This window comes from Amycolatopsis speibonae, assembly GCF_042647925.1.
Lineage (GTDB): Bacteria > Actinomycetota > Actinomycetes > Mycobacteriales > Pseudonocardiaceae > Amycolatopsis > Amycolatopsis speibonae.
On the sequence record NZ_JBHRWK010000004.1, the window covers coordinates 17481 to 37998 of the forward strand.

At 67.5% G+C, this 20518-nt stretch carries 25 protein-coding genes and 1 tRNA gene; 14 read left to right on the forward strand and 12 right to left on the reverse strand.

Annotated elements, in window-relative coordinates:
- The first annotated feature begins 98 nt into the window (after positions 1 to 98).
- Positions 99 to 1784, forward strand: a complete 1686-nt coding sequence (locus tag ACFOSH_RS01535) for a bifunctional metallophosphatase/5'-nucleotidase (protein WP_378236756.1) — start codon at positions 99 to 101, stop codon at positions 1782 to 1784.
- A 111-nt stretch (positions 1785 to 1895) separates the two neighbouring features.
- Entirely contained in the window at positions 1896 to 2234 is a 339-nt protein-coding gene (locus ACFOSH_RS01540) for an MmcQ/YjbR family DNA-binding protein (RefSeq protein ID WP_378236757.1), read from the forward strand.
- Positions 2235 to 2300: 66 nt separating this feature from the next.
- Here ACFOSH_RS01540 and ACFOSH_RS01545 read toward each other — a convergent pair whose 3' ends face one another.
- The gene (locus ACFOSH_RS01545; RefSeq protein ID WP_378236758.1) at positions 2301 to 2828 is read right to left on the reverse strand and encodes a GNAT family N-acetyltransferase; all 528 of its coding nucleotides are present in this window, start codon (positions 2826 to 2828) and stop codon (positions 2301 to 2303) included.
- 34 nt (positions 2829 to 2862) lie between these two features.
- A complete protein-coding gene (locus tag ACFOSH_RS01550; RefSeq protein WP_378236760.1) occupies positions 2863 to 3255 on the reverse strand; it encodes a nitroreductase/quinone reductase family protein in 393 nt (130 codons plus the stop codon).
- 36 nt (positions 3256 to 3291) lie between these two features.
- On the opposite strand from ACFOSH_RS01550, the gene ACFOSH_RS01555 reads away from it, so the two are divergent.
- Both ACFOSH_RS01555 and ACFOSH_RS01560 read left to right on the forward strand, forming a co-directional pair.
- On the forward strand, positions 3292 to 3693 hold the full coding sequence (locus ACFOSH_RS01555) for a DUF4279 domain-containing protein (protein ID WP_378236761.1): 402 nt from the start codon (positions 3292 to 3294) through the stop codon (positions 3691 to 3693).
- 86 nt (positions 3694 to 3779) lie between these two features.
- Positions 3780 to 4433: a hypothetical protein gene (locus ACFOSH_RS01560; RefSeq protein WP_378236762.1), complete on the forward strand. Its 654-nt coding sequence runs from the start codon at positions 3780 to 3782 to the stop codon at positions 4431 to 4433.
- Here ACFOSH_RS01560 and ACFOSH_RS01565 read toward each other — a convergent pair.
- The 5 genes from ACFOSH_RS01565 to ACFOSH_RS01585 all read right to left on the reverse strand — a co-directional run bounded on the left by ACFOSH_RS01565 (position 4430) and on the right by ACFOSH_RS01585 (position 6886).
- Entirely contained in the window at positions 4430 to 4747 is a 318-nt protein-coding gene (locus ACFOSH_RS01565; protein WP_378236763.1) for a hypothetical protein, read from the reverse strand. The genes ACFOSH_RS01560 and ACFOSH_RS01565 overlap by 4 nt on opposite strands.
- 46 nt (positions 4748 to 4793) lie before the next feature.
- Positions 4794 to 5282 (reverse strand): GNAT family N-acetyltransferase, encoded by a 489-nt coding sequence (locus ACFOSH_RS01570; protein ID WP_378236764.1) that lies wholly within the window; start codon positions 5280 to 5282, stop codon positions 4794 to 4796.
- Positions 5283 to 5309: 27 nt separating this feature from the next.
- Positions 5310 to 5834, reverse strand: coding sequence for a hypothetical protein (locus tag ACFOSH_RS01575; protein WP_378236765.1), 525 nt, complete (start codon positions 5832 to 5834; stop codon positions 5310 to 5312).
- A gap of 242 nt (positions 5835 to 6076) precedes the next feature.
- The gene (locus tag ACFOSH_RS01580) at positions 6077 to 6751 is read right to left on the reverse strand and encodes a YdcF family protein (protein WP_378236767.1); all 675 of its coding nucleotides are present in this window, start codon (positions 6749 to 6751) and stop codon (positions 6077 to 6079) included.
- A 64-nt stretch (positions 6752 to 6815) separates the two neighbouring features.
- A tRNA-Gly gene (locus tag ACFOSH_RS01585) sits at positions 6816 to 6886 on the reverse strand.
- Between the two features lie 110 nt (positions 6887 to 6996).
- Between ACFOSH_RS01585 and ACFOSH_RS01590 the strand changes: the two genes are divergently transcribed.
- Together ACFOSH_RS01590 and dcd are read left to right on the forward strand one after the other, a co-directional pair.
- Positions 6997 to 8202, forward strand: a complete 1206-nt coding sequence (locus ACFOSH_RS01590) for an oxygenase MpaB family protein (protein ID WP_378236768.1) — start codon at positions 6997 to 6999, stop codon at positions 8200 to 8202.
- A gap of 13 nt (positions 8203 to 8215) precedes the next feature.
- Entirely contained in the window at positions 8216 to 8797 is a 582-nt protein-coding gene (gene dcd / locus ACFOSH_RS01595; RefSeq protein WP_016338162.1) for a dCTP deaminase, read from the forward strand.
- Here dcd and ACFOSH_RS01600 read toward each other — a convergent pair.
- Positions 8794 to 9984 (reverse strand): FAD-dependent oxidoreductase, encoded by a 1191-nt coding sequence (locus ACFOSH_RS01600; RefSeq protein ID WP_378236769.1) that lies wholly within the window; start codon positions 9982 to 9984, stop codon positions 8794 to 8796. The two genes, dcd and ACFOSH_RS01600, sit on opposite strands and share 4 nt — an antisense overlap.
- Before the next feature lie 73 nt (positions 9985 to 10057).
- Here ACFOSH_RS01600 and ACFOSH_RS01605 point away from each other — a divergent pair, with 73 nt between their 5' ends.
- The gene (locus ACFOSH_RS01605) at positions 10058 to 10519 is read left to right on the forward strand and encodes a MarR family winged helix-turn-helix transcriptional regulator (protein ID WP_378236770.1); all 462 of its coding nucleotides are present in this window, start codon (positions 10058 to 10060) and stop codon (positions 10517 to 10519) included.
- A 159-nt stretch (positions 10520 to 10678) separates the two neighbouring features.
- Positions 10679 to 11368 carry a CAP domain-containing protein gene (locus tag ACFOSH_RS01610; protein ID WP_378236856.1) on the forward strand — a complete coding sequence of 230 codons (690 nt, stop codon included), beginning with the start codon at positions 10679 to 10681 and terminating at the stop codon, positions 11366 to 11368.
- Here the strand turns inward: ACFOSH_RS01610 and ACFOSH_RS01615 are convergent.
- The 3 genes from ACFOSH_RS01615 to ACFOSH_RS01625 form a co-directional block, all read right to left on the reverse strand.
- On the reverse strand, positions 11362 to 12357 hold the full coding sequence (locus ACFOSH_RS01615; protein WP_378236771.1) for a cation diffusion facilitator family transporter: 996 nt from the start codon (positions 12355 to 12357) through the stop codon (positions 11362 to 11364). The two genes, ACFOSH_RS01610 and ACFOSH_RS01615, sit on opposite strands and share 7 nt — an antisense overlap.
- Positions 12358 to 12387: 30 nt before the next feature.
- A complete protein-coding gene (locus ACFOSH_RS01620) occupies positions 12388 to 12900 on the reverse strand; it encodes a DUF742 domain-containing protein (protein ID WP_378236772.1) in 513 nt (170 codons plus the stop codon).
- 161 nt (positions 12901 to 13061) lie between these two features.
- On the reverse strand, positions 13062 to 15356 hold the full coding sequence (locus ACFOSH_RS01625; protein WP_378236773.1) for a (Fe-S)-binding protein: 2295 nt from the start codon (positions 15354 to 15356) through the stop codon (positions 13062 to 13064).
- A gap of 152 nt (positions 15357 to 15508) precedes the next feature.
- Between ACFOSH_RS01625 and ACFOSH_RS01630 the strand changes: the two genes are divergently transcribed.
- From ACFOSH_RS01630 to ACFOSH_RS01640, 3 genes are read left to right on the forward strand one after another with little or no spacing between them, the layout of a single operon-like run.
- Positions 15509 to 15835, forward strand: coding sequence for a DMT family transporter (locus ACFOSH_RS01630; protein WP_378236774.1), 327 nt, complete (start codon positions 15509 to 15511; stop codon positions 15833 to 15835).
- Positions 15836 to 16396, forward strand: coding sequence for a TetR/AcrR family transcriptional regulator (locus ACFOSH_RS01635; protein WP_020632424.1), 561 nt, complete (start codon positions 15836 to 15838; stop codon positions 16394 to 16396). It abuts the gene before it with no gap.
- Between the two features lie 22 nt (positions 16397 to 16418).
- Entirely contained in the window at positions 16419 to 16853 is a 435-nt protein-coding gene (locus tag ACFOSH_RS01640; protein ID WP_378236775.1) for a GNAT family N-acetyltransferase, read from the forward strand.
- Positions 16854 to 16917: 64 nt separating this feature from the next.
- Here the strand turns inward: ACFOSH_RS01640 and ACFOSH_RS01645 are convergent, their stop codons facing one another.
- The gene (locus tag ACFOSH_RS01645) at positions 16918 to 17457 is read right to left on the reverse strand and encodes a YbhB/YbcL family Raf kinase inhibitor-like protein (RefSeq protein ID WP_378236776.1); all 540 of its coding nucleotides are present in this window, start codon (positions 17455 to 17457) and stop codon (positions 16918 to 16920) included.
- A gap of 161 nt (positions 17458 to 17618) precedes the next feature.
- Here ACFOSH_RS01645 and ACFOSH_RS01650 point away from each other — a divergent pair, with 161 nt between their 5' ends.
- From ACFOSH_RS01650 to ACFOSH_RS01660, 3 genes are all read left to right on the forward strand, one after another.
- On the forward strand, positions 17619 to 18386 hold the full coding sequence (locus ACFOSH_RS01650) for a DUF4097 family beta strand repeat-containing protein (protein ID WP_378236777.1): 768 nt from the start codon (positions 17619 to 17621) through the stop codon (positions 18384 to 18386).
- Between the two features lie 336 nt (positions 18387 to 18722).
- Positions 18723 to 19085, forward strand: a complete 363-nt coding sequence (locus ACFOSH_RS01655) for a DUF4097 family beta strand repeat-containing protein (protein ID WP_378236857.1) — start codon at positions 18723 to 18725, stop codon at positions 19083 to 19085.
- Entirely contained in the window at positions 19082 to 20488 is a 1407-nt protein-coding gene (locus ACFOSH_RS01660) for an alpha/beta hydrolase (RefSeq protein ID WP_378236778.1), read from the forward strand. Before ACFOSH_RS01655 ends, ACFOSH_RS01660 begins: the two co-directional genes overlap by 4 nt.
- Positions 20489 to 20518: the final 30 nt, after the last annotated feature.

Genomic DNA, 20518 nt, shown 5'->3' on the forward strand with positions numbered 1-20518 from the left:
TATCGTCCTGCTTTTTCCTCTGGTGAAGGTCAAATCCGCCAGGCAGACTCCTCCGCCGTGCGCCCGATGGGGACGTTCGGGCGCGAATCGGAGGAAGAATGAAGCTCTCTACCCGGCTGGCCGTCGTCGCTGGTGTCGCGCTGACCGCGCTGGCCACCGTCGCCGCGCCCGCGTCCGCCGCGCCGTCCACCACCGACGTCCGGATCATCACGTTCAACGACCTGCACGGCAACCTCGAACCGCCGTCCGGTTCGAGCGGCCGTGTCACGCTGCCCGGCGGCGGGACGGTCAACGCGGGTGGTGCCGCGTACCTCGCGACGCATCTGAAGAAGCTTCGGAGCGAAGCGCGTAACTCGGTCGTGCTTTCGGCCGGTGACAGCATCGGCGCGTCGCCGGTGATCTCGGCGCTGTTCCACGACGAGCCGACCGTCGAGCTGCTGAACCAGCTGGGTGTCGATGCCTCCGTGGTGGGCAACCACGAATTCGACGAGGGCCTCAAGGAGCTCCGCCGGATCCAGAACGGCGGCTGCCATCCGACCGACGGCTGCCAGTTCCGGAAGTCCTTCAAGGGCGCGAACTTCCCGTTCCTCGGGTCCAACGTGTACTACGAGAACGGCTTCCCGGCGTTGCTGCCGTTCAGCATCGAGTTCTCCGGCGGCGTCCCGATCGGCGTCATCGGCGCGACGCTGAAGGACCTGCCGCAGGTCGTCACGCCGGAGGCGATCAAGGGCCTGAAGTTCGGCGAAGAGGTCCAGGCGATCGACCGCACCGCCAAGCTGCTCGACCTCTTCGGCGTCAAGGCGCAGGTCGTGCTGCTGCACCAGGGCGACAACTCCGAGACCGCCGGTCCGGACGAGTGCAAGGTCAAGCCGGGCGCCGCGACGGCCATCGCGCGGCAGGTGACGTCCAAAGTGGACGCGATCTTCACCGGGCACAGCCACCAGCAGTACAACTGCGTGATCAACGACCCCGAAGGCAAGCCGCGCCCGGTGATCCAGGGCGCGTCGTTCGGCCGTCTGCTTTCGGTCGTCGACCTGAAGATCGACCGCCGGACCCGCGACGTCGTGCGTGGCGAGACCAAGGCACACAACGAGATCGTCACGCGCGACGTCGACCCGGACGGCGACGTGCAGACGCTGATCGACGAAGCCAAGGCCAAGGCCGCGCCGATCGCGAACAAGGCCGTCGGCACCATCACCGCGGACCTGAACGCCAAGGGCGCGCCCTCCGGCGAGTCCCCGCTGGGCGACGTCATCGCCGACGCCCAGCTCGAGGCCACGCAGTCGAACGGCGCGCAGATCGCCATGACGAACCCGGGCGGCATCCGCACGGACTTCACCTACGCGTCCTCGCCCGCCGGCGAAGGCGACGGTGTCGTGACCTACGGCGAGGCGTTCGCCGTGCAGCCGTTCGCGAACATCATGCAGACGATCACGCTCACCGGGGCGAACCTGAAGAACGTGCTCGAACAGCAGTGGCAGGCCAACGGGATCGTGCGCACGCTGCAGATCTCGAAGTCGCTGAAGTACTCGTACTCGGCTTCGGCGGCCCAGGGTTCGCGCATCTCGGACCTGACGCTCAACGGCGCGCCGATCGACCCGGCGGCGTCGTACCGCGTCTCGGTGAACAACTTCCTCGCCGCCGGCGGGGACGGCTTCACCGAGTTCACGAAGGGGACCAACCTGTCGGGTGGTCCGGTGGACCTGGACGCGCTGATCGCGTACTTCGGGGCGCATCCCGGCGTCGCTCCGCCGGCCGCGGACCGGATCATCGCCCTGCCGTAGCTCCCGCGCGCGCAATGAAAGGTCCTTTCCTTGCAAATTTCGCAAGGAAAGGACCTTTCATCGCGTCTTCCGAGGGTGGTTTTGTCAGTGACCCAGGGCACAATGACCGCCATGACGACCTGGGAAGAAGTCGTGGACCTGGCGGGCAGGCTCCCGGAGGTCGAGGAGTCCACTTCGTACCGCACACCGTCGCTCAAGGTCGCGGGCAAGAACTTCGCCCGGCTGCGCACCGAGGCCGAGGGCGGGCTGATGCTGCTGTGCGAGCACGCGGAGAAGGAGGCCCTGCTGGCCTCCGGCGATCCCGCGTACTTCACCACCCCGCATTACGACGGCTACGGCGCGATCCTCGTCGACCTGGAGAAGGTCGAGAAGGCGCAGTTGCGTGAGCTCATCGAGGAGGCCTGGCGGATGAAGGCACCCGCCAGGCTCACGAAAGGACTGGAGGCCTAGCCCGTGTCCTGCGAGTCATGTTCGGTCTTCGCGCGAAGCCCATCGAACAGACTCACAGGACACGGGCTAGAGAAGTTCCCCTTCGAGCAAGCTCATCAGGTACTCGTCGTGCCACTCGCCGTCCTGACCGCGGAACGACTGCCGATGCCTGCCGTCCACCTGGAACCCGAGCTTCTTGTAGACGTGGATCGCGGCCTCGTTGCCGACCACGACCCACAGCGCGATCAGGTGCAGCCGCATCATGTCGAAGCCGTAGCGGCAGAGCGTGCGCATGGCGTCGGTGCCGTAGCCGCCGCCCCAGTGGTCCTTCTCGCCGAGATAGATGTCGAGCTCGGCGCGGCCCTGTTCCGGGGTGGCGTCGCGCAGGGTGCAGGTGCCGATCAGCGTGCCGACAGCGAGGCTCTCGATCGCGAAACTCGCCCGGCCGTAGCTGTTGGGCTTCCGCGCGGCGAAGCGTTCGCGGATCCGGGCGAGCGATTCCGCATGGTCCGCGGTCAGCCAGCGCGTGACCTCCGGGTCGTTGTGCCAGCGCCAGAGCGTGTCCGCGTCCTCGGGTTCCAGCGGCCGTAAGCGGATCAGTTCACCGGTCAGCATCGTCCATCCCAAGATCGGTATCGGACTTTCCAGACTATTGGGCGACACCCCGGAGCAGCCACCGCTTAACGGGCACTTCCAGCAGCACCCTGGCCCCGAACGGCGCGATCTCCTCGCCTGCCGCCCAGCCGTCGTACTTCGCCGCCAGCGCGGCGAGAACGTCTTCGCGCAAAGCCCCGCGATGGACGTGCGCCAGGCCTTCGGCGACAGCGGGCGCGTCGCCGTCTTCCAGCGCGAGGCTGACGCGCGGATCGGCGTCGACGTTGCGCACCTTCACGTTCCGCTCGCCGCTGCCGACCCAGAAGACGTCGTCGAGATACACGAACCACACCGGCGTCACATGCGGCGATCCGTCCCGGCGGAGCGTGCACAGCCAGACATTGCGCTCCCGCGCGAGACGTTCGATAAGCGATTGATCACGTTTCACCTGGTCAGCCTGCCCGAAAGCTAGGGTGCCGGGCGTATGAAGGTCCACCAGTACTGCTACTTCGCCTTGAAGAGCGAAACCGTGTCCGCCGGGGAGATCACCGCGCGGCTCGGGATGGCGCCCGACGAGGCCCAGGTACTGGGATCGAGGTCCGCCGAACACCGGCTGCCGAGGATGCACGCCTGGAAGGTGACGCATCGCGGTCCGGGAGCGGTCGACGACCAGATCGAGGACTTGATCGGCAGGCTCGCCCCGGTCCGCCCGGGGATCCGGAAGCTGGTGGACGAAGGCGCGAGCGCGGTATTGCAGGTGGTGCGCTACTTCCACCACCGTGACGGCGGCGAGGAATTCGGCTGGCACTTGTCACCGGCGGTGATCGCGTTCCTCACCGAAGCCGCCGCCGCGCTGGACGTCGACGAGTACGACCTCAGCGAATAGCCTTCCGCCGGTCCGGTGCGCGGCGATGACGCCGGAGATGGTGGGATGGTGCCCCACAGCCGGACAACCCCCGTTGGGAGCCCAGCATGTCGAGCGAGAACTGGCCGATGCGTCAGGATCCGGAGTCGCCGGTCATCATCTCCCGGTCGCTGGTGGAGGACCCGTCGAACCTCGCGTTCGCCGTGCTGGACGACGACGGTGACTGGTTCATCAGCGACGGCAACGAGTTCTCCGAGGACATGGACCTCAACCGCGACGCGTTCGGCGCGCTGCCCCTGCGGGACGCGGTGGAGCTCATCCCCGAACTCACCGTGCTCGCCGGCCTCCCCACCGGCATGGCCGCCGACTGGGACCCGGAGCGGCGCGCGTGGCTGCTGAGCTCGGTCGCCGACTCGGACGACGACGAAGAAGACCTCCTGGTGCGCGCCGCCCGCCTCGCCGCGTGGACGCATCCGGGCTCGCCGCTGGAAGAAGTCCAGGTGAGCACCGAACTCGCCGAGATCTCCACCGACCCCGCCGCCCCGGCCCGCGCCGTGCGCCAGGTCGTCCGCGAGGCGGACGGCAGCTGGCTGCTCGTCGGCTTCCAGGTGCCGGAGGACGAGGACTTCGAGGTCGAAGCCCTCGAAATGGAGCACGCCGTCACGCTGTACCCGGACGTCGCGCTGGTGCTGAGCGCCGCACCCGGCCAGGTGTACGACCGGCCGAGCGCCGGCGACCCGTGGGAACTCGTCGAAGGCTAGAGACAGCGCAGCCAGACCGCGTGTCGCCAGGCCATCCCGTCGGCTCGGACGTCGACGACTCCGAGCTGGACGTGGGTGGCGGCCATCGTGTCCGTGCCGACGCAGGTGGGCCCCGACGCGCCCTCACGCCACACGTTGTCGGTGCTGGTCCAACGGGCGCCTGCCAGAATGAAGCCGTCGCCCTCTGACTTGCCGTCCGGTGTCTCGGTGAGCCAGATCGTGTTTCCGGCGGAGTTCGGCCACGCCCAGCCTTCGACGATGGTCGGCCGGACGTCGCGGTTCAGCAGCCAGGTCGCCGTGATGGCGACCGCCACTCCGGCGACGACGGCTGTGATTCCGCGTCTCTTGGCTCTCCCTGCTTCAGTCAAAGTCGCAGTACATGACGTGCAACCCGATGCGCCCCAGCGTCGGGTGCTCGAACGCGCCCGGCACCGTCCCGACGATCTCGAACCCGAGCCTTTCGTAGACTCGGATCCCGGCGACGTTCGACTCGACGACCGCGTTGAACTGCATGCCCGCGAAACCCTGTTCCCTGGCCCAATCCAAGACGTGCGCGCACAGCGCACTGCCGACGCCCTTGCCGCGAACTTCCTTGTCCACCATGAAACTGGCGGTCGCCACATGCGATCCGGGTCCGCCGCGGTTCGGACCCGTCTTGGCCGTGCCGAGCACCCGGCCGTCCTCGACCGCGACCACCGTCCGACTCGGCGGCTCGTCGACCCAAAGGCCTCGCGCGGTTTCTTCGGTGAGGTCGGGGTCGTAGGTGTACGTGTCCGCCGCGCGCACGACTTCGCGCACGATCGGCCAGACCTGCGCCCAGTCGTCTTCGCGGTACTCCCGGATCTCCATGTCCTGCACCGTAACAACGGCGGGAAATCAATAACCGGTCCGACGGTTCTGGTACCACCGCCAAGCGAAGCCGGAACACAGCGACAGCCCGACGGCTGTCAAAGCCGCGCCGATCCAGATCTTCGTCGAGCCGGATTCCGGTTCGACCCGCGTCCCCGGCGGCAATCCGGCCGCGATCCCGTCGATCTTGGCTTGGACCGAACGGTGATCGAAGACGCTCAGATCGCCGTCCTCCGCCAACTTGGTCAGCCAACGGCGAACGTCGTCGTTCTGCTCACGGGAGAAACCGGGGAATTCGAGCGAAGACGTCCGGAACCCGCCAGGGCCCATGCATTGCAGCGGCTTGCCGGTGGACGTGTCGAGGTATTGCCCCTTCGCGCCGCATTCGTCGCCCGCCTTGGCGAAAATGACGGTGTACGCCCCCGGGCCGCTGCCCGTGTTCAGCCCGATGATGAGGAAGATCCCGCCCACCAGCAACAGCGGGATGAGCAGCGACCCCGCCAGGACGGTCAGCAAGACGGCCGCGGTGCTGTCACTCGACTTTGCCCGCATACCCGGACGGTAGCCGCGGCGTTCGGGGACGGGTCCCCGAACCTGTCGGCTCGGACTACTTCTGGTGATCATGCTGGATTGGCCCTGACCTGCGGGCACTTGAGGGTAGGGCAAACGTGTCGTGTCGTTGAGGTGTGCGCCCAATGTGGCATTGGGGACCGGAACCCAGCGGGAAGTGACGTGATGGGAACCTTGATCTCGGTCGGCGTTTCAAGGAAACGGCCCGCCATGGGGACCACGCTCTATGTCAACCAATTGGCCTGGCGCAGGAGACGCTCTCTGAATCCAGCCCGGACTAAGCGGTCGTAGGCTTCTACGACGTTGCTCGGAACTTCCTGCTGGGTAGCGAAACCGCGTTCGGCATAGACGGTGATCCGTTGTGTGTCACCGACAAGCATGTTGATGACCCGGTCCACATCGCCGATGCTCTCGATGTAGTCATCCAGCGGCAATGGCCGCGAAGCGCACCTAACCTCGACCTCGGGCCAGAGCTTCTTGCAAGTCGCATAGGCGCGCCGCTGCTGATATGGCCGCGAGACGAGAACGACCGACCCGGCCTCAATGCCGCGAGACTCCAGCAGTCGCCGAGTGAACGTGACGTTCTCCCCGGTGTTCCGCGCTTCGGGCTCGATCAGGATCGCGTCATCCGGCACGCCCAGTTCAAGCGCGTGCTCGCGGTAGTGCACCGCCTCACCGCGCGGGAAGCGCTCGACGGTGGTCGGCGCGTTGGCGCCGGTGAAGACGATGAGCGGGAACGTCCCGGCGTGGAACAGTTCCGCGGTGAATGTCGCGACGCCGAGGTCATGGCTGCCGAGTCCGATCCCGACGTCGGCGGGCCGGAGTTCGTGCCGCAGGTCGTGGTAGTCCCAGAGCGTTTGGACGTCGACGCGGAGATCGTCCGGGAGGGTCGCGGCCACGGGAGACTCCAAAACGAAAGCCCCAGGTCAGTGGACATCCACTGACCTGGGGCTTTCGCGTGAGAGCGGATGACGGGAATCGAACCCGCGTATTCAGCTTGGGAAGCTGATGTTCTACCATTGAACTACATCCGCAGTGCTCGGCCAGCATACATGGTCCGGATCTCCCCTTGCCAAGACCCCGCCCACCTTGACGTCGCCGTCGAAAGTGACAACACTTGTTGTCTACCTCGGAGGTGATCCGGATGGGCGAGAAGCTGCCTGACCCCGAACTGTTCCGTCAAGGCGGGTTCCGGGTCGCGTCGAGGCTGTTCATCGAGGGCGACATCAGGGGCGACGAGCGTCAGGTGGCCCGGCTGCGGAAGTTCGCGCAGCGGGAGGATCCGGCGGCCGACGTGCTGGTGCCGTTGCTGCGGAAAGGCGCCCAAGGAAAGCTCGAACAGGCGCTGCGGCAAGGCATCGACAGCGTCGAGGATCCGCCGGAGGAGTTCGAAGCCTTCTTCCGCAACGTAGAGGCGACGCCGTACTGGGTCGATCCGGACCGCCTCGACCGCGGGGCGCGGGCGATCACGCGTGCCGGGTTGCTCGGGCTCTTTCCGCTCGGCGACGTCTCGCTGATGGGCGGCTATCTCGCGTCGCGTGCCACGAAGTCGCTCGTCGGCACCGGCGAGATCGAGTACAAGGCGTCACGTCGCCTTGTCGAGACGGCGACCTGGTGGATCCACGTCACTACGCCGGGCGCGCTGGTGCTCGGCGGGCGTGGGTACGAGTCCGCGTTGCGGGTGCGGGTGGTGCACGCCCACGTGCGCGCGGCCATGAATCGCCGCAAGGACTGGGATTACGCCGCTTGGGACAAGCCGGTCAACCAGGTCCAGACCGCGGGCACGCTCCTGCTCTTCTCCCTCGTCTACGTCTTCGGCACGCAGCTGCTCGGGCTCCGCTACAGCGCCCGCGAGCGCGCCGACATCCTGCACCTTTGGCGTTACGTCGGCTGGCTGATGGGCGTCGACGAGGAACTCCTCCCCGCCGACGAGGAGGACGCCTGGCGTCTGCTGTGGCTGCTCGCGACCACCGAGTTCATCCCCGACGACGACTCCAAGCGGCTCGCCGCGGCGCTCATGAAGTCCCACGCCGGCATCGGCGAGGGCCGGGGCGCGCTCGGCAAGGTCCTCGCGCACGTGTCGGTCGCGGGGCACGGCGCGATCAGCAGGCTTCTCCTGGGCAAGACCAACGCCGACTTCCTGGAGCTGCCCGACGATCCGATCGCGCAGGCGGCCGTGGTCGCGGTGGCGGGCGTCAACTTCGCCGCCGAGACGGTCCGCAGGGTGGTGCCGGGGGCGACGGCGCTCCAGGAGCTGATCGGGGCCGCCGGACGGCGTCACTACCTCCGCCAGGTCAACAAGGTGTTCCGGCCCGACACCACCTACGGCAGGCACATGAAGGCCGCTTGACTACGCTGAGCACGTGCTCCTCAGCGACCGTGACCTCCGTAAAGAGCTCGACGCCGGCCGTCTCGGCGTCGACCCGTTCGACCCGACGATGGTCCAGCCGTCGAGCATCGACGTGCGACTCGACCGCTTCTTCCGCGTGTTCGACAACAGCAAGTACACGCATATTGACCCGCAGCTCCAGCAGGACGAGCTGACGTCACTGGTCGAGAAGGAGGGCGAAGACCCCTTCGTCCTCCACCCCGGCGAGTTCGTGCTGGGTTCGACGTACGAGACCGTCACGCTGGCCGACGACCTCGCCGGCCGCCTGGAGGGCAAGTCCTCCCTCGGCCGCCTCGGCCTGCTCACGCACTCCACCGCGGGCTTCATCGACCCGGGCTTCTCCGGCCACATCACCCTCGAACTGTCGAACGTGGCCAACCTGCCGATCACGCTCTGGCCGGGCATGAAGATCGGCCAGCTCTGCATCTTCCGCCTGTCCAGCGCGGCGGAGTTCCCGTACGGCTCGAACGAGGCCGGATCGCGCTACCAGGGGCAGCGGGGACCGACCCCGAGCCGCGCGTACAAGAACTTCCACCGCGTCGATACCTGGCGTTAAGACACCGGGGCTTCCCAGTCGATCCGGTGCCGCCACATGAAGGCGTTCGGATCGTCGGCCGGCGGGTTCTTGAAAGCCCGCGAGAGGAAGAAGTCCCGGATCACCCGGCCGACGGGGCCGACGGCCTTCGCGTCGCCGTTGCGCTTGCCGCGCTCGACGACGGCTTCGACGCGCTCGCGTCGCAGTCCTTCGTAGACGGCGAGCGCCTTCGGGATCGAGGGCACGTCACGCAGGCATCGCGCCAGCGTGACGGCGTCTTCGACCGCCATCGCGGCGCCTTGCCCGGCCGCCGGTGAGGTGGCGTGGGCGGCGTCGCCGATGATGACCATCCGGTCGGTCCGCCAGGTCGGCACGTTCGGGAAGTCGTACGTCGCCCACGGCCGGTAGATCTCCCGCGTCGCGCGCACGATCTCGACGGCCGGGGTGCGGTCCACCGCCAGCTGCCGGATCAGGTCCTCGCGCCAGGCGTCACCGGTCATCGTGGCGAGCTCGGCCTGCGACGGATCATGCTTCCGGGGGACGTTCGCGAACCACCAGACGCCACCGTCCGGGTGGACGACGTGCGCGAAGAACAGCCGCTTGCCGAAGGTCATGTGCATGACGCCGGGTTCGCCGTCCAGGCGCAGGCCCTCGGCCAGCCCACCGGTGTTCAACAGCGGCACGTAGCGCGGCGACGGCGCCTGCGGGTCGATGAGCTCCCGCACCCGCGACCGGAGCCCGTCCGCGCCGATCAGCAGGTCCCCTTCGGACGACGAACCGTCCTCGAACGTCGCGCGCACACCGCTGCCCGTGTCGCGCGCGTCGGCCAGACGCTTGCCGTAGCGGACTTCGATGCCGCGTCTGACGGCTTCGTCGCGAAGGGCGACGTAGAGGTCGGAGCGCAGCACGGTCTGGCTCACGGTGCCGTCTTCCAGCTGCCCGCCGAGCGCGAAATCCGCCAGCTCGCGACCGTTCCCCAGCTGCATCTTGATCCGCGGCGTGTCGAATCCCAGGTCCTTGACCAGGCCTTTCAGGCCCAGTGGCGCCAAGGCGTCCAGTCCGTTCACCGCGAGGGTCAGGAACGCGCCGACCCCCTCTGCGGTCCGGTCGTACGCCTCGTGGATCACCGGCTCGTGGCCGGTCTCGTGCAGGGCGATCGCCGTGATCGTGCCCGCGATACCCCCGCCGGCGATCAGTGTCTTCGCCATGTAGTTCACCCCATCGAATCTCTTAGAAACTAATTCGTTCTATCGAACTAAAGACTCCGCTAGGCTGGCCGACGTGTCAAGCGAGCGAGCGGAACTGGTCGAGCGGATCCTCAGCGGCTCGCGGGCTCTGTCGACGGAGACGGTCATGTTCCACTCGGCGATCGCCGAGCAGGGCGGCCTCTCGGCGGTCGAAAGCAAGGTGGCCGACTATCTCGCCCGCTTCGGTCCGCAGACGCCGAAGGCGCTCTCGCAGCTTTCGGGGCTCGCGCCGGCGTCGATCACCGCGCTCATCGACAGGCTCGTGGGCAAGGGGGTCGTCTCGCGGAAACCGCATCCCGAGGATCGGCGGAAGGTGCTCATCGAGATCGACGGGGCGATGATGGCCTCCGCCGCGCCGATGTGGGATCACCTGGTGAAGCGGGTCCGCGAGGTCTGCGTGGGATATACGGACGGTGAGCTGGAGACCGTCCTCCGGTTCTTGGCCGACGCGACCGCGATCACCCATGAGTCCACGGAAGTGATCACCCGCTTCTAGAGATCACGCGCTTCTAGATGACAGAGCGCGGCCGTTGACCGGTATTACTACTTTCGGGGGTATTGCCGTAACCAGTTCGTGATAGTTTTCGGCCCCGTGTCCCCCAATAGAACAAGAAGCCGGTTACTGCTTGTCACGCTCAGCGTGCTGCTGGGTGGGGTGATCGCGAGCGCGAGCTACCTGATGGTGACCGATCGGTTCCAGGGCACCGCGTTGAGCAACCTGTCGCTGAGCGTCCCCGACACCAAGGGCAGACCCGGCGACGCCCTCGCGAAGCCTCCCGCCTACTTCGGCCAGACGTCCGCTCCCGCTCAGGACGGCGCCGCGCCCGGCTCGTCCGCTCCGACGTCGTCCTCGGCGGCTCCCACGTCTTCCTCCGCCCCGCCCAGCTCGTCCTCCGCCCCGGCCGAGCCGCCCAAGCCTTCCGAGGCCCCCAAGCCCACCCCGAGCAAGGCTCCGGAACCGCCCCGTTCGCAGGACAGCTCGCTCGCCGGTCAGGTCATCGATCTCGTCAACTCCGAGCGCGCCGACGCCGGCTGCTCGCCGGTGAGCAACGAGTCCCACCTCGCCGCCGCCGCGCAGGGCCACAGCGACGACATGTCGGCCCGGAACTACTTCTCCCACACCACGCCGGAAGGCGTCACGTTCGACCAGCGCATCCGGTCCGCCGGCTACGACAAGCCCGGCGCCGAGAACATCGCCAAGGGCCAGTCGAACGCCGCCAAGGTGATGGACGCCTGGATGAACTCCGAGGGTCACCGCGCGAACATCCTCAACTGCAAGCTGAAGAAGATCGGTGTCGGCGTCAACACCAAGGGCATGTACTGGACGCAGAACTTCGGCTACTGACCCTTTTCCCACCGTTCGGCGATTTCGCCGTAGCGGGCCAGTACCGCCGCTCGCAGCTCGGGATCCGTACGCGGGACCGGTTCGATGAACACCTCGGTGACGTCGCCGAACTCCCGGGTCAGTTCGGCCGCGATCCGGACGCAGGCACGTTCGACGTCCGCCGCGCCCAGCGCGTCGTCGAAGTCGACACGGGTGCAGACGAGCACCTGATCGGTGCCCATCAGCATGGTCTGCAGGTCGACGACGGCCTCGATCTCGGGCGCGCCCAGCAAGTGGTCCCGCACCCCGCGGACCAGCCTCGGATCCGCCTGCCTGCCGATCAGCAGGCCGCGGTTGGTGCGCCCGAGCACGTAGGCCACCAGCGCCAGCAGCACGCCGATCGCGATCGACGCCGCACCGTCCCAGATATGCGAGCCGGTGAGCTGGTGCAGCCCGATCCCGGCGAACGCGAGCAGCAGGCCGATCAGCGCGGCCGAGTCCTCGAACAGGACGGTCTTCGGCGCCGGGTCGTCGATCATCCGCAGGTAGACCGAGATCTTCTGGCCCGCGTCGGCGGCGTCGCGCCGCACTTGCCGCACGGCCTGCAACCACGAGACGGACTCGAGGACGAAGGCGATCGCGAGCACGATGTGGCCGACGATCGGGTCGGTCTGCTCGGTCTCTTCGCCGAACACCGTCGAGAAGCCTTCGTAGAGCGCGAACATCGCGCCGGAGGCGAAGATCGACACCGCCGCGAGCAGCGACCAGAAGTACCGCTCCTTGCCGTAGCCGAAGGGGTGGACGCGGTCGGCGGGACGGTCCGAGCGTTTCAGCGCTGTCAGCAGGAGTACTTCGGTGATCGTGTCGGCCACCGAGTGCACGGCTTCGGACAGCATCGCGCCGGAGCCGGTGATGATCCCGGCGATCAGTTTGAGTACGGCGATGGCGAGGTTGACCCCACCCGCCAGCACCACCGTCAGGGTGCTTTCGCCACCGGTTTCTTCACTCACCTAGCGCAGCGTAGTGCGAGTGGGCCGATCTCACAGGCGACGCAAACCCTGCAGCACGCGTTCCATCAAGGCGAGTGCCGGATGACCGTCGAATTCAGCCTGCGTTTCATGAACGGTAACCAGTCCGAGTTCGGCCATATCACCCAAAAGGACCTTTGCGACGCCGAGTGGAACGCTTAGTGACGACGCTACTTCGGCCACGGAAGTCGGGCGGCGGCACAGTGATCGGACCGAATGGAATTCGACGCTGAACCCAGGCGCGCTCCACGGTGCGTCGTTCCGGACGGAGATCATCGCTTCGATGGCGAAGTTCCGCTTGGCCTGCGTGCGTCCGCCCGTGCGGACGTACGGGCGGACGCGCGTGCGCTTCCGTTCCTGTCGCGGCGGCCGCCGGGCGGCCGGGATGCTGGGGATGGTCGCTTCCTGGGCCATTCTGGCGAGTGCCGCGGCCGAAGGGAGGCGGGCAGGCGGGCGCAGTGTCGACGATCCCGGAATCGCGAGGCGGTGTTCCTTGCCCGGACGGAGTTCGTGACGGTTGCCCATTGATTTTCCTCGCCCCTTTTTTCGGATCCGCTGCAGCCTATCGCCACGGTGTACCGCCGAACGGGTAATGGGAACGGAATGGTCATGGCCCGGGATAAAACAAGAGGGAACATTCTCTCGCATTATGTGCGAGAGAATGTTCCCTCCGACCTCGAAAAGTTCTACTTGTCTTCCTCCGGGAGCGGTGTCTCGGTGGCCTTTTCGACGGCGGGCTTCTCGGCCTTCTCGTCGAGTTCAGCATCTGAGACGGCGTCCAGGGACGGCGCTCCCGCCGGGACCAGCTGAGGCTCCGGCTTGCGTTTGACGGCGGTCAGCAGCAGCTGCGCGACGTCGACGATCTCGACCTTTTCGCTCGCCTGGCCGTCGCTCTGGCGCGCGGTGAGACCGTCATTGAGCATCACCTTGCAGAACGGGCAGCCGGTCGCGATCTTCGACGGCGCGGTGCCGAGCGCCTCGTCCACGCGCTCGACGTTGATCCGCTTGCCGATCTTCTCTTCCATCCACATCCGCGCGCCGCCGGCGCCACAGCACATCGAGCGGTCGCCGTGCCGCGGCATCTCCCGCAACTGCGCGCCCGAAGCGGTGACGAGCTCGCGCGGAGCGTCGTAGACCTTGTTGTGGCGGCCCAGGTAGCACGGGTCGTGGTAGGTGACGTCCTCGGCGACCGCGGCCACCGGGGTCAGGTGCTTCTCCCGCACGAGACGGTTGAGCAGCTGCGTGTGGTGCACGACGTCGAACTGACCGCCCAGCTCCGGGTACTCGTTCGCGAGGGTGTTGAAGCAGTGGGCACAGGTGACGACCACCTTGCGCGCCTTGCGTTCGCGGCCCTCGAAGACCGAGTTCAGGATCTCGACGTTCTGCTGTGCCAGCATCTGGAACAGGAACTCGTTGCCCGCGCGGCGGGCCGGGTCGCCGGTGCAGGACTCCTCCGAGCCGAGCACGGTGTACTTCACGCCCGCGATGTGCAGCAGTTCCGCGACGGCGCGCGTGGTCTTCTTCGCGCGGTCCTCGAACGCGCCGGCGCAGCCGACCCAGAAGAGGTACTCGGTGTCGCCGAGGTCGCCGTCGAACACCTGCACCTCGAAGTCCAGGTCCTCGGTCCAGGCGAGCCGGTCCTTGGCGTTCTGGCCCCACGGGTTGCCCTTGTTCTCCAGGTTCTTGAACATCCCGTTGAGCTCGCTGGGGAACGAGGACTCGATCATCACCTGGTAGCGGCGCATGTCGACGATGTGGTCGACGTGCTCGATGTCCACCGGGCACTGCTCGACGCAGGCGCCGCAGGAGGTGCAGGACCACAGCACCTCGGGGTCGATGATCCCGCCGTCGTCGCCGATGAGCGCCTTCTGGGACTCGGCGATCGCGAGGACGTCGATCCCCGCGTACATGTCGTCACCGGTGAGACCGACCTCGTCGCCCGCCATGTCGCGCTTGCCGCCCGCGAGCAGGTACGGCGCCTTCGCGTAGGCGTGGTCGCGAAGCTGCGTGATGAGCAGCTTCGGCGAAAGCGGCTTGCCGGTGTTCCACGCGGGGCACTGCGACTGGCAGCGGCCGCATTCGGTGCAGGTGGAGAAGTCCAGCCAGCCCTTCCAGCTGAAGTCTTCGACCTTGCCGACGCCGAAGGTGTCCTCGTCCGGGTCTGCCTCTTCGAGGTCGAGCACCTTGCCGTTGCTCATCATCGGCTTGAGCGCGCCCAGCGCGACGCCACCGTCGGCCTCGCGCTTGAAGTAGATGTTGAAGAAGGCGCTGAACCGGTGCCAGGCGATGCCCATGGTCATCGTGCGCGCGACCACGATCAGCCAGATGGTGGCGCTCATCAGCTTGACGAACGCGAACACCGTGACCAGGTTCGGGCTGGACGGCAGCAGCAGGCCGAGCGGGTGCGAGACGAACGCGGCCCAGACCGGGGTGTCGTGGACGCCCAGCGCGGACTTCGCGGCGCGGACGCCGATGATGCCGATGCCCTCGATGAGCACGACGGCCTCGATGAAGTACGCCCACTTGAAGTTGGAGCCCTGGAAGCGGGACTGCCGGTCCGCGCGGCGCGGGTGGTTCTTCTGGCGGATCCAGATCAGCACCAGGATGCCGACGATGGTGCCGACCCCGAGCAGCTCCATGAGCAGCTGGAACAGCGACCAGTCGTCGAGGATCGGCCAGCCCCACGTCGGGACGAAGACCTCGCCGTACGCCTCGAACAGGGCCAGCGACCCGAGCAGGAAGCCCCACATGACCAGCCAGTGCGCCGGGCCGACGCTCTTGACCTTGTTCATGCGGGTGTGCGCGGCGAATTCCTTGATCAGGGTCTTCATCCGCGGCACGAAAGGACCGTTGCGGGTCGAGTCCGGCTGACCGAGGCGGATCACCCGCACGAAGCGGGCGATGGTCGCGAAGAACATTCCCCAGGCGACGACGCCGAGCAGGACCGCGATCCCGCCGAGCGTCAGCTGTACAGCGCCCATCGTCGGGTGCCTTTCGTCCGAGTGAAGCTGTGGTGGTTCGGGCAGACTAATGCTTCTTACTGATGGGTAACCCACTGGCCGCGCCCAAGTCCCACCGATGTGGTGTACGCCTCTCTTTGTTTTAAGACGATCGTCCAGGTAGTTTTTGTGACATGGGTGCGTACCTTCTGCTCGCTTTCGCCATCGCCGCCGAGGTGACGGCCACGGTCTCGCTGAAGCTCTCCGAGGGCTTCTCCAAGGTCGGACCGTCGATCGTCGTCGTGGTCGGATACGCCTTCGCGTTCGTCGCGCTCGCGTACGTTCTGAAGGCGGGCGTGCCGGTGAGCGTCGCCTACGCGATCTGGGCCGCGGCAGGAGTCGCGCTGGTGGCGGCCGTCGGCATCGTCTTCTTCAAGGAGCCGGTCAACCTCGCCGTCATCGCCGGGCTGGCGCTGGTGGTCGGCGGGGTCGTGTTGATCGAGGTCGGGAGCGCGCACTAAGTGAAGATCCAGGTCGACGGCCGAAAGGCCAGGGGCGAGAAGCGGCGCGAGGAGATCATCGCGGCCGCGCTGCGGGTGATCGAACGGGACGGCGTCGCCGGCGTCACCCATCGGACGGTCGCCACCGAGGCGGGCGTGCCGACGGCGTCGACGACCTATCACTTCTCCAGCCTCGACGACCTGCTGATCGCGACCCTCATCTCGTGCGCTAGGGACATGGCGACCGAGGTCTACTGGATGATCGACCGCGCCCGCTCACGCGGCAGCCGCGGCGCGGAAGAGGTCGCCGGGCTGCTCGCGGAGGCGCTGGGCCCGCGGCGCGGGCGGACGATGGCGGAGTACGAGCTGTACCTGCTGGCCGCGCGCAAACCCGAGCTGCGGCCCGCCGCGCGGCGCTGGCTGGACGTGCTGACCTCGATGGTCCGGCACGACGACGAGGTCGCGTTCCGGGTGTTCCTCGCCGGGATCGACGGGCTCCTGATCCAGGGCCTCATCGACGACGAGCCGCCGTCCGCCGACGAGCTGCGGCCGGTGGTGGACTACCTGCTGAAACCCCGTTGACCTGCTGGGTAACGTGCGGATCATGAGGACTGTCGGCGCATACGAAGTGGATGACGACCCGGCACGGGTGGACCTCGACGTGGTGTGGAAGTGCCTGTCCACCGGCGTCTACTGGGGCAAGTGGCGAGACCGCGAGCTGGTCGAGAAGGTCTTTAAGAACGCGTGGCGCGTCGTCGGCGCGTACGAGACTTCGACAGGGCAGATGGTCGGCTTCGCACGGGCGTTCTCCGACACCATCGGCAGTGCGTACCTCGCGGACGTCTTCGTCGTCGACGAGGCGCGCGGCGCGGGGCTCGGCAAGGAACTGGTCCGGGAGATGATCGACAACGGGCCGGGCGCGGCGTTCCGGTGGATGCTGCACACCGCCGACGCGCACGGGCTGTACCGGCAGTTCGGCTTCGGCGACCCTCCGGAGGGGCAGTACATGGAGCGGTCGCGGCCGAACGGGCAGGCCTAAAGTCCGTGAAGGCCTCCTTCCCTACCTTGAGAGTAGGGAAGGAGGCCTTCACGGAAAGCCGGTCTCAGCCCTTGTTCTCGTGCAGCGCCGTAAGGGTCGCCCGCCCGAGCGCGTGGCTGAAGAGGTTGAACCCCAGCAAAGCCGGCGTAGCGTCCTCCCCGACGTCCAGCTTTTCGACGTCGACAGCGTGCACCGCGAAGATGTACCGGTGCGGCCCGTGCCCGGGCGGCGGGGCGGCGCCGAGGAACTGCTTCACGCCGCCGTCCCCCTTCAGGGTGACAGCGCCCGCCGGCAGACCGGAGCCAGCTTCGTCGCCCGCGTTCGCGGCCAGCGCGGTCACCGACGCGGGGATGTCGAACACCGCCCAGTGCCAGAACCCGCTCGCCGTCGGGGCGTCGGGGTCGTAGCAGGTCACGGCGAAACTCTTGGTCCCGTCGGGGAAGCCGTCCCAGGACAGCTGCGGGGAGCGATCTTCGCCGCCCGCGCCGAAGATCCCGGAAAGCTGGGGTGTCGGCAGGAAGCCGCCTTCTTCGATGTCGATGCTGCTCAAGGTGAAGGCAGGCAGATCGGGCAGGAAGTCGTACGGATCGGGTGCCTGCGGCATGCGTCCTCCTGGTCGTGGAACAGATGACGAAGCCAGGTTATGACCCCGAGGACCCCGGTGCGTTCTCAGGGACGAATCCGGGGGTTACCCCTATGTCCAACCCGTCGCGCTGCCTTTAGCGTCGAGCTACACGAAAACCTGCTCTGGAGGGACTCAAGACCATGGCGCGCCCACTCCTCGCCCTCGGCGGCATCGCTTTGATCGGCGTCGGTGTGCTCACCGGTCTCGGCTGGTGGTGGCCGTCCGACGCGGAGGCGACCGCCGAGCTCACCCAGCAGATCAAGAACGTCCGCGTCGACAACGACGAGGGCGCACTCAAGATCCGCACGGGCGGTGGCCCGGTGAAGGTCCAGCAGAAGTTCGAATACCGCTGGAACAAGCCGGGCGACGCCTACCGCGTGGACGGCGACACCCTGGTCCTCGAAGGCTGCGGCAACAACTGCGAGGTCGCCTACGAAGTGACCGTCCCGGCGGGGATCCCGGTCTCGGGCAGGCTCGACTCGGGGTCGGTGGACATCGCCGGGGCGTCCACTGTGGATATCACCGTCGACTCCGGCCGGGTCGAGGTGCGCGACGTGCCGGGCACCGTGAAGGTGAAGTCCGACGCCGGTCGCGTCGAACTGGCGAACATCGGACAGGCCGTCACCGTTCACGCCTCTTCCGGTGCCGTCAAAGGGGAACGGCTCGGCGGCAACGTCGAAGCCCGCACCGACAGTGGCCGGATCGACCTCGAACTGGTCACGGGCGCCGACGTCACCGCGCGGACCGACAGCGGTTCGATCGAGGTCCAGGTGCCTTCCGGCGACTACAACGTCACCGGCACCACCGACAGCGGCCACCGCGACATCGACGTCAACCAGTCGGGTTCGGCCCAGCACAAGCTCGATCTCAACACCGACAGCGGAAGCGTCACGGTCAAAGCGGCCTGACGGACTTTATCGGGGGAACACTTTCTCATGGGGAACAAGGAAAAGCGCGTCCTCGGCGCGCTCGCTCTCGGCGCGCTGGTGGCCTTCGGGGTCGTCGGCTGCACGGGTGAAAGCCGCGAGAAGCTGAGCGACGGGACGCCGGTCACCGAGCAGATCACCGCGATCAAGGTGGACGTCCCGGTCGGCGGGGTCACGCTCCGGGTCGAGGACGGCGCGCCGGTCTCGCTGCGCCGCGAAGTGACTTACACCGGAAAGAATCCCGGCAAGACGCACAGTGTCGAGAACGGCACGCTGATCCTCGGCGGTTGCAGCCAGTGCGGCGTGGACTACGAGGTCGTGGTCCCGCGCGAGCTGGCGATCTCCGGGGCCATCGGCACCGGCAAGATCACGCTCACCCGCGCGGCCGCGGTGGACCTCCGGGGTGACACCGGGGATCTCGAGGTCCTGAGCACGACCGGCCCGGTGAAACTGAGCACCGGTACCGGTGACATCAGGATCGGGCTGGCCAAACCGGGGGCGGTCACCGCGAACGCCGAGACCGGGAAGGTCACCGTCACCGTTCCCGACGGCGCGTACCGCATCAACGCCCGCTCGGAAGTCGGTGGCGTCGAGACCGCCGGTGTGCGGCAGGACCAGGCTTCGGCGAACGTCCTGGACCTCAAGTCCGGCACCGGCTCGATCACGGTGAAGCCCGTATGAAGGTTCTCGCGGTGGTCACCGCGCTGACCTTGCTCCCGCTCTCCGCGTTGCCCGCGTCCGCCGCGCCCCGGCTCGACTGGAAGCCCTGCGCGACCGAGTACGCGCCGACGCTGGAATGCGCGAGCCTTCCGGTGAGCGGCACCGTTTCGATCGCGCTGGCGAAACTGCCCGCGACCGATCCGGCGCGCCGCGTCGGTTCGCTGCTGACGAATCCGGGCGGTCCCGGTGGTGCCGGGGTCACCGTGCTCGAGTACGGCGGCCGCGGGTTCGCGCTGGACAAGCCCGAGATGGCCGAAGTGCGGCAGCGGTTCGACGTCATCGGGTTCGACCCGCGCGGCGTCGGCGACAGCACACCCGCGATCACCTGCGGGCCCGATCTGCACGATCCGTCGATCAGCCGGTTCCCGCGCAGCCGCGCGGACTACGACAAGCTTATCGCGCACAACCGCGCTTCGGGCACCGAGTGTCTCGAAAGGACCGGACCTGAGTTGTCCTCTGTGGACACTTGGCACGCCGCGGACGACATCGAAGCGATCCGGGTCGCGCTGGGTGAGCCGAAGGTGAACTGGCTCGGCGTCTCCTACGGTTCCGAACTCGGTGCCGTGTACGCGGAGAAGTACCCGAAGCGCGTCCGGGCGATGGTGCTCGACGGCGCAGTCGACCATTCGCGGCCGACGCGGCTGGCCGTCCTCGACGAGGCCATCGCGACCGAAAGCGCCCTCAAGGACTTCGCGAAGTGGTGTACGACGACGGCGGACTGCGCGCTTCGTGGCAAAGACGTCCTCGCCACCTACGACGCGCTGATGGCGACGCCCGGCGGCGTCCCGTCGAAACAGCTCGGCCGGAACGTGACCGCCGAGGAAATGGCGTCCGGTCTCTACGGCTCCCTCATCCTTCCCGCCTTCTGGCCGGAGATCGCGAAGGGGATCGCCGACGCGGCCGCGGGGAACGCGGACGGGCTGCTGCCCTATTCGCAACTGGACCCGTCCTACGGCGCGTACCGCTCGATCGGCTGCCACGACTTCGGCTCGCCGTTCACCTCCTACGCCGACATGCGGGCGATGCAGGGGCTGGTGAAGACCCTCGCGCCGCACAGCTGGCGGTATTCGGAGTTCTGGGACATGGCGAGCGGCTGCGCGGGCTGGCCCGTGCCCTCGGCGTACCTGCCGCGGCCGCAGAAGGTGAAGGGCGCGGCGCCGATCCTCGTGGTCGGCGGCGAACACGATCCGGCGACGCCACTCGTCTGGGCGAAGGGGCTCGCGCGGAACATCGAGAACTCGGCGTTGCTGGTCGACGCCGGATACGGGCACACGGGGCTGCTCAACTCGGCCTGCGTGCGCACCGAAGAAGTGAAGTACCTGGTGAGCGGGCTCACACCCGCCCCGGGCACGGTCTGCCGGTAGTCCGGGAACAAGACACCCGGGTCGCTCGTT

Bases quoted from the DNA above. Each gene is read 5' to 3' on its own strand.
- ACFOSH_RS01575 (WP_378236765.1), bottom strand. From the start codon at position 5,834: ATGCGGGCAAAGTCGAGTGACAGCACCGCGGCCGTCTTGCTGACCGTC.
- ACFOSH_RS01540 (WP_378236757.1), top strand. From the start codon at position 1,896: ATGACGACCTGGGAAGAAGTCGTGGACCTGGCGGGCAGGCTCCCGGAG.
- ACFOSH_RS01590 (WP_378236768.1), top strand. From the start codon at position 6,997: ATGGGCGAGAAGCTGCCTGACCCCGAACTGTTCCGTCAAGGCGGGTTC.
- ACFOSH_RS01555 (WP_378236761.1), top strand. From the start codon at position 3,292: ATGAAGGTCCACCAGTACTGCTACTTCGCCTTGAAGAGCGAAACCGTG.
- ACFOSH_RS01570 (WP_378236764.1), bottom strand. From the start codon at position 5,282: ATGGAGATCCGGGAGTACCGCGAAGACGACTGGGCGCAGGTCTGGCCG.
- ACFOSH_RS01630 (WP_378236774.1), top strand. From the start codon at position 15,509: ATGGGTGCGTACCTTCTGCTCGCTTTCGCCATCGCCGCCGAGGTGACG.
- ACFOSH_RS01560 (WP_378236762.1), top strand. From the start codon at position 3,780: ATGTCGAGCGAGAACTGGCCGATGCGTCAGGATCCGGAGTCGCCGGTC.
- ACFOSH_RS01650 (WP_378236777.1), top strand. From the start codon at position 17,619: ATGGCGCGCCCACTCCTCGCCCTCGGCGGCATCGCTTTGATCGGCGTC.
- ACFOSH_RS01535 (WP_378236756.1), top strand. From the start codon at position 99: ATGAAGCTCTCTACCCGGCTGGCCGTCGTCGCTGGTGTCGCGCTGACC.
- ACFOSH_RS01625 (WP_378236773.1), bottom strand. From the start codon at position 15,356: ATGGGCGCTGTACAGCTGACGCTCGGCGGGATCGCGGTCCTGCTCGGC.
- ACFOSH_RS01660 (WP_378236778.1), top strand. From the start codon at position 19,082: ATGAAGGTTCTCGCGGTGGTCACCGCGCTGACCTTGCTCCCGCTCTCC.
- ACFOSH_RS01645 (WP_378236776.1), bottom strand. From the start codon at position 17,457: ATGCCGCAGGCACCCGATCCGTACGACTTCCTGCCCGATCTGCCTGCC.
- ACFOSH_RS01640 (WP_378236775.1), top strand. From the start codon at position 16,419: ATGAGGACTGTCGGCGCATACGAAGTGGATGACGACCCGGCACGGGTG.
- ACFOSH_RS01620 (WP_378236772.1), bottom strand. From the start codon at position 12,900: ATGGGCAACCGTCACGAACTCCGTCCGGGCAAGGAACACCGCCTCGCG.
- ACFOSH_RS01545 (WP_378236758.1), bottom strand. From the start codon at position 2,828: ATGCTGACCGGTGAACTGATCCGCTTACGGCCGCTGGAACCCGAGGAC.
- ACFOSH_RS01600 (WP_378236769.1), bottom strand. From the start codon at position 9,984: ATGGCGAAGACACTGATCGCCGGCGGGGGTATCGCGGGCACGATCACG.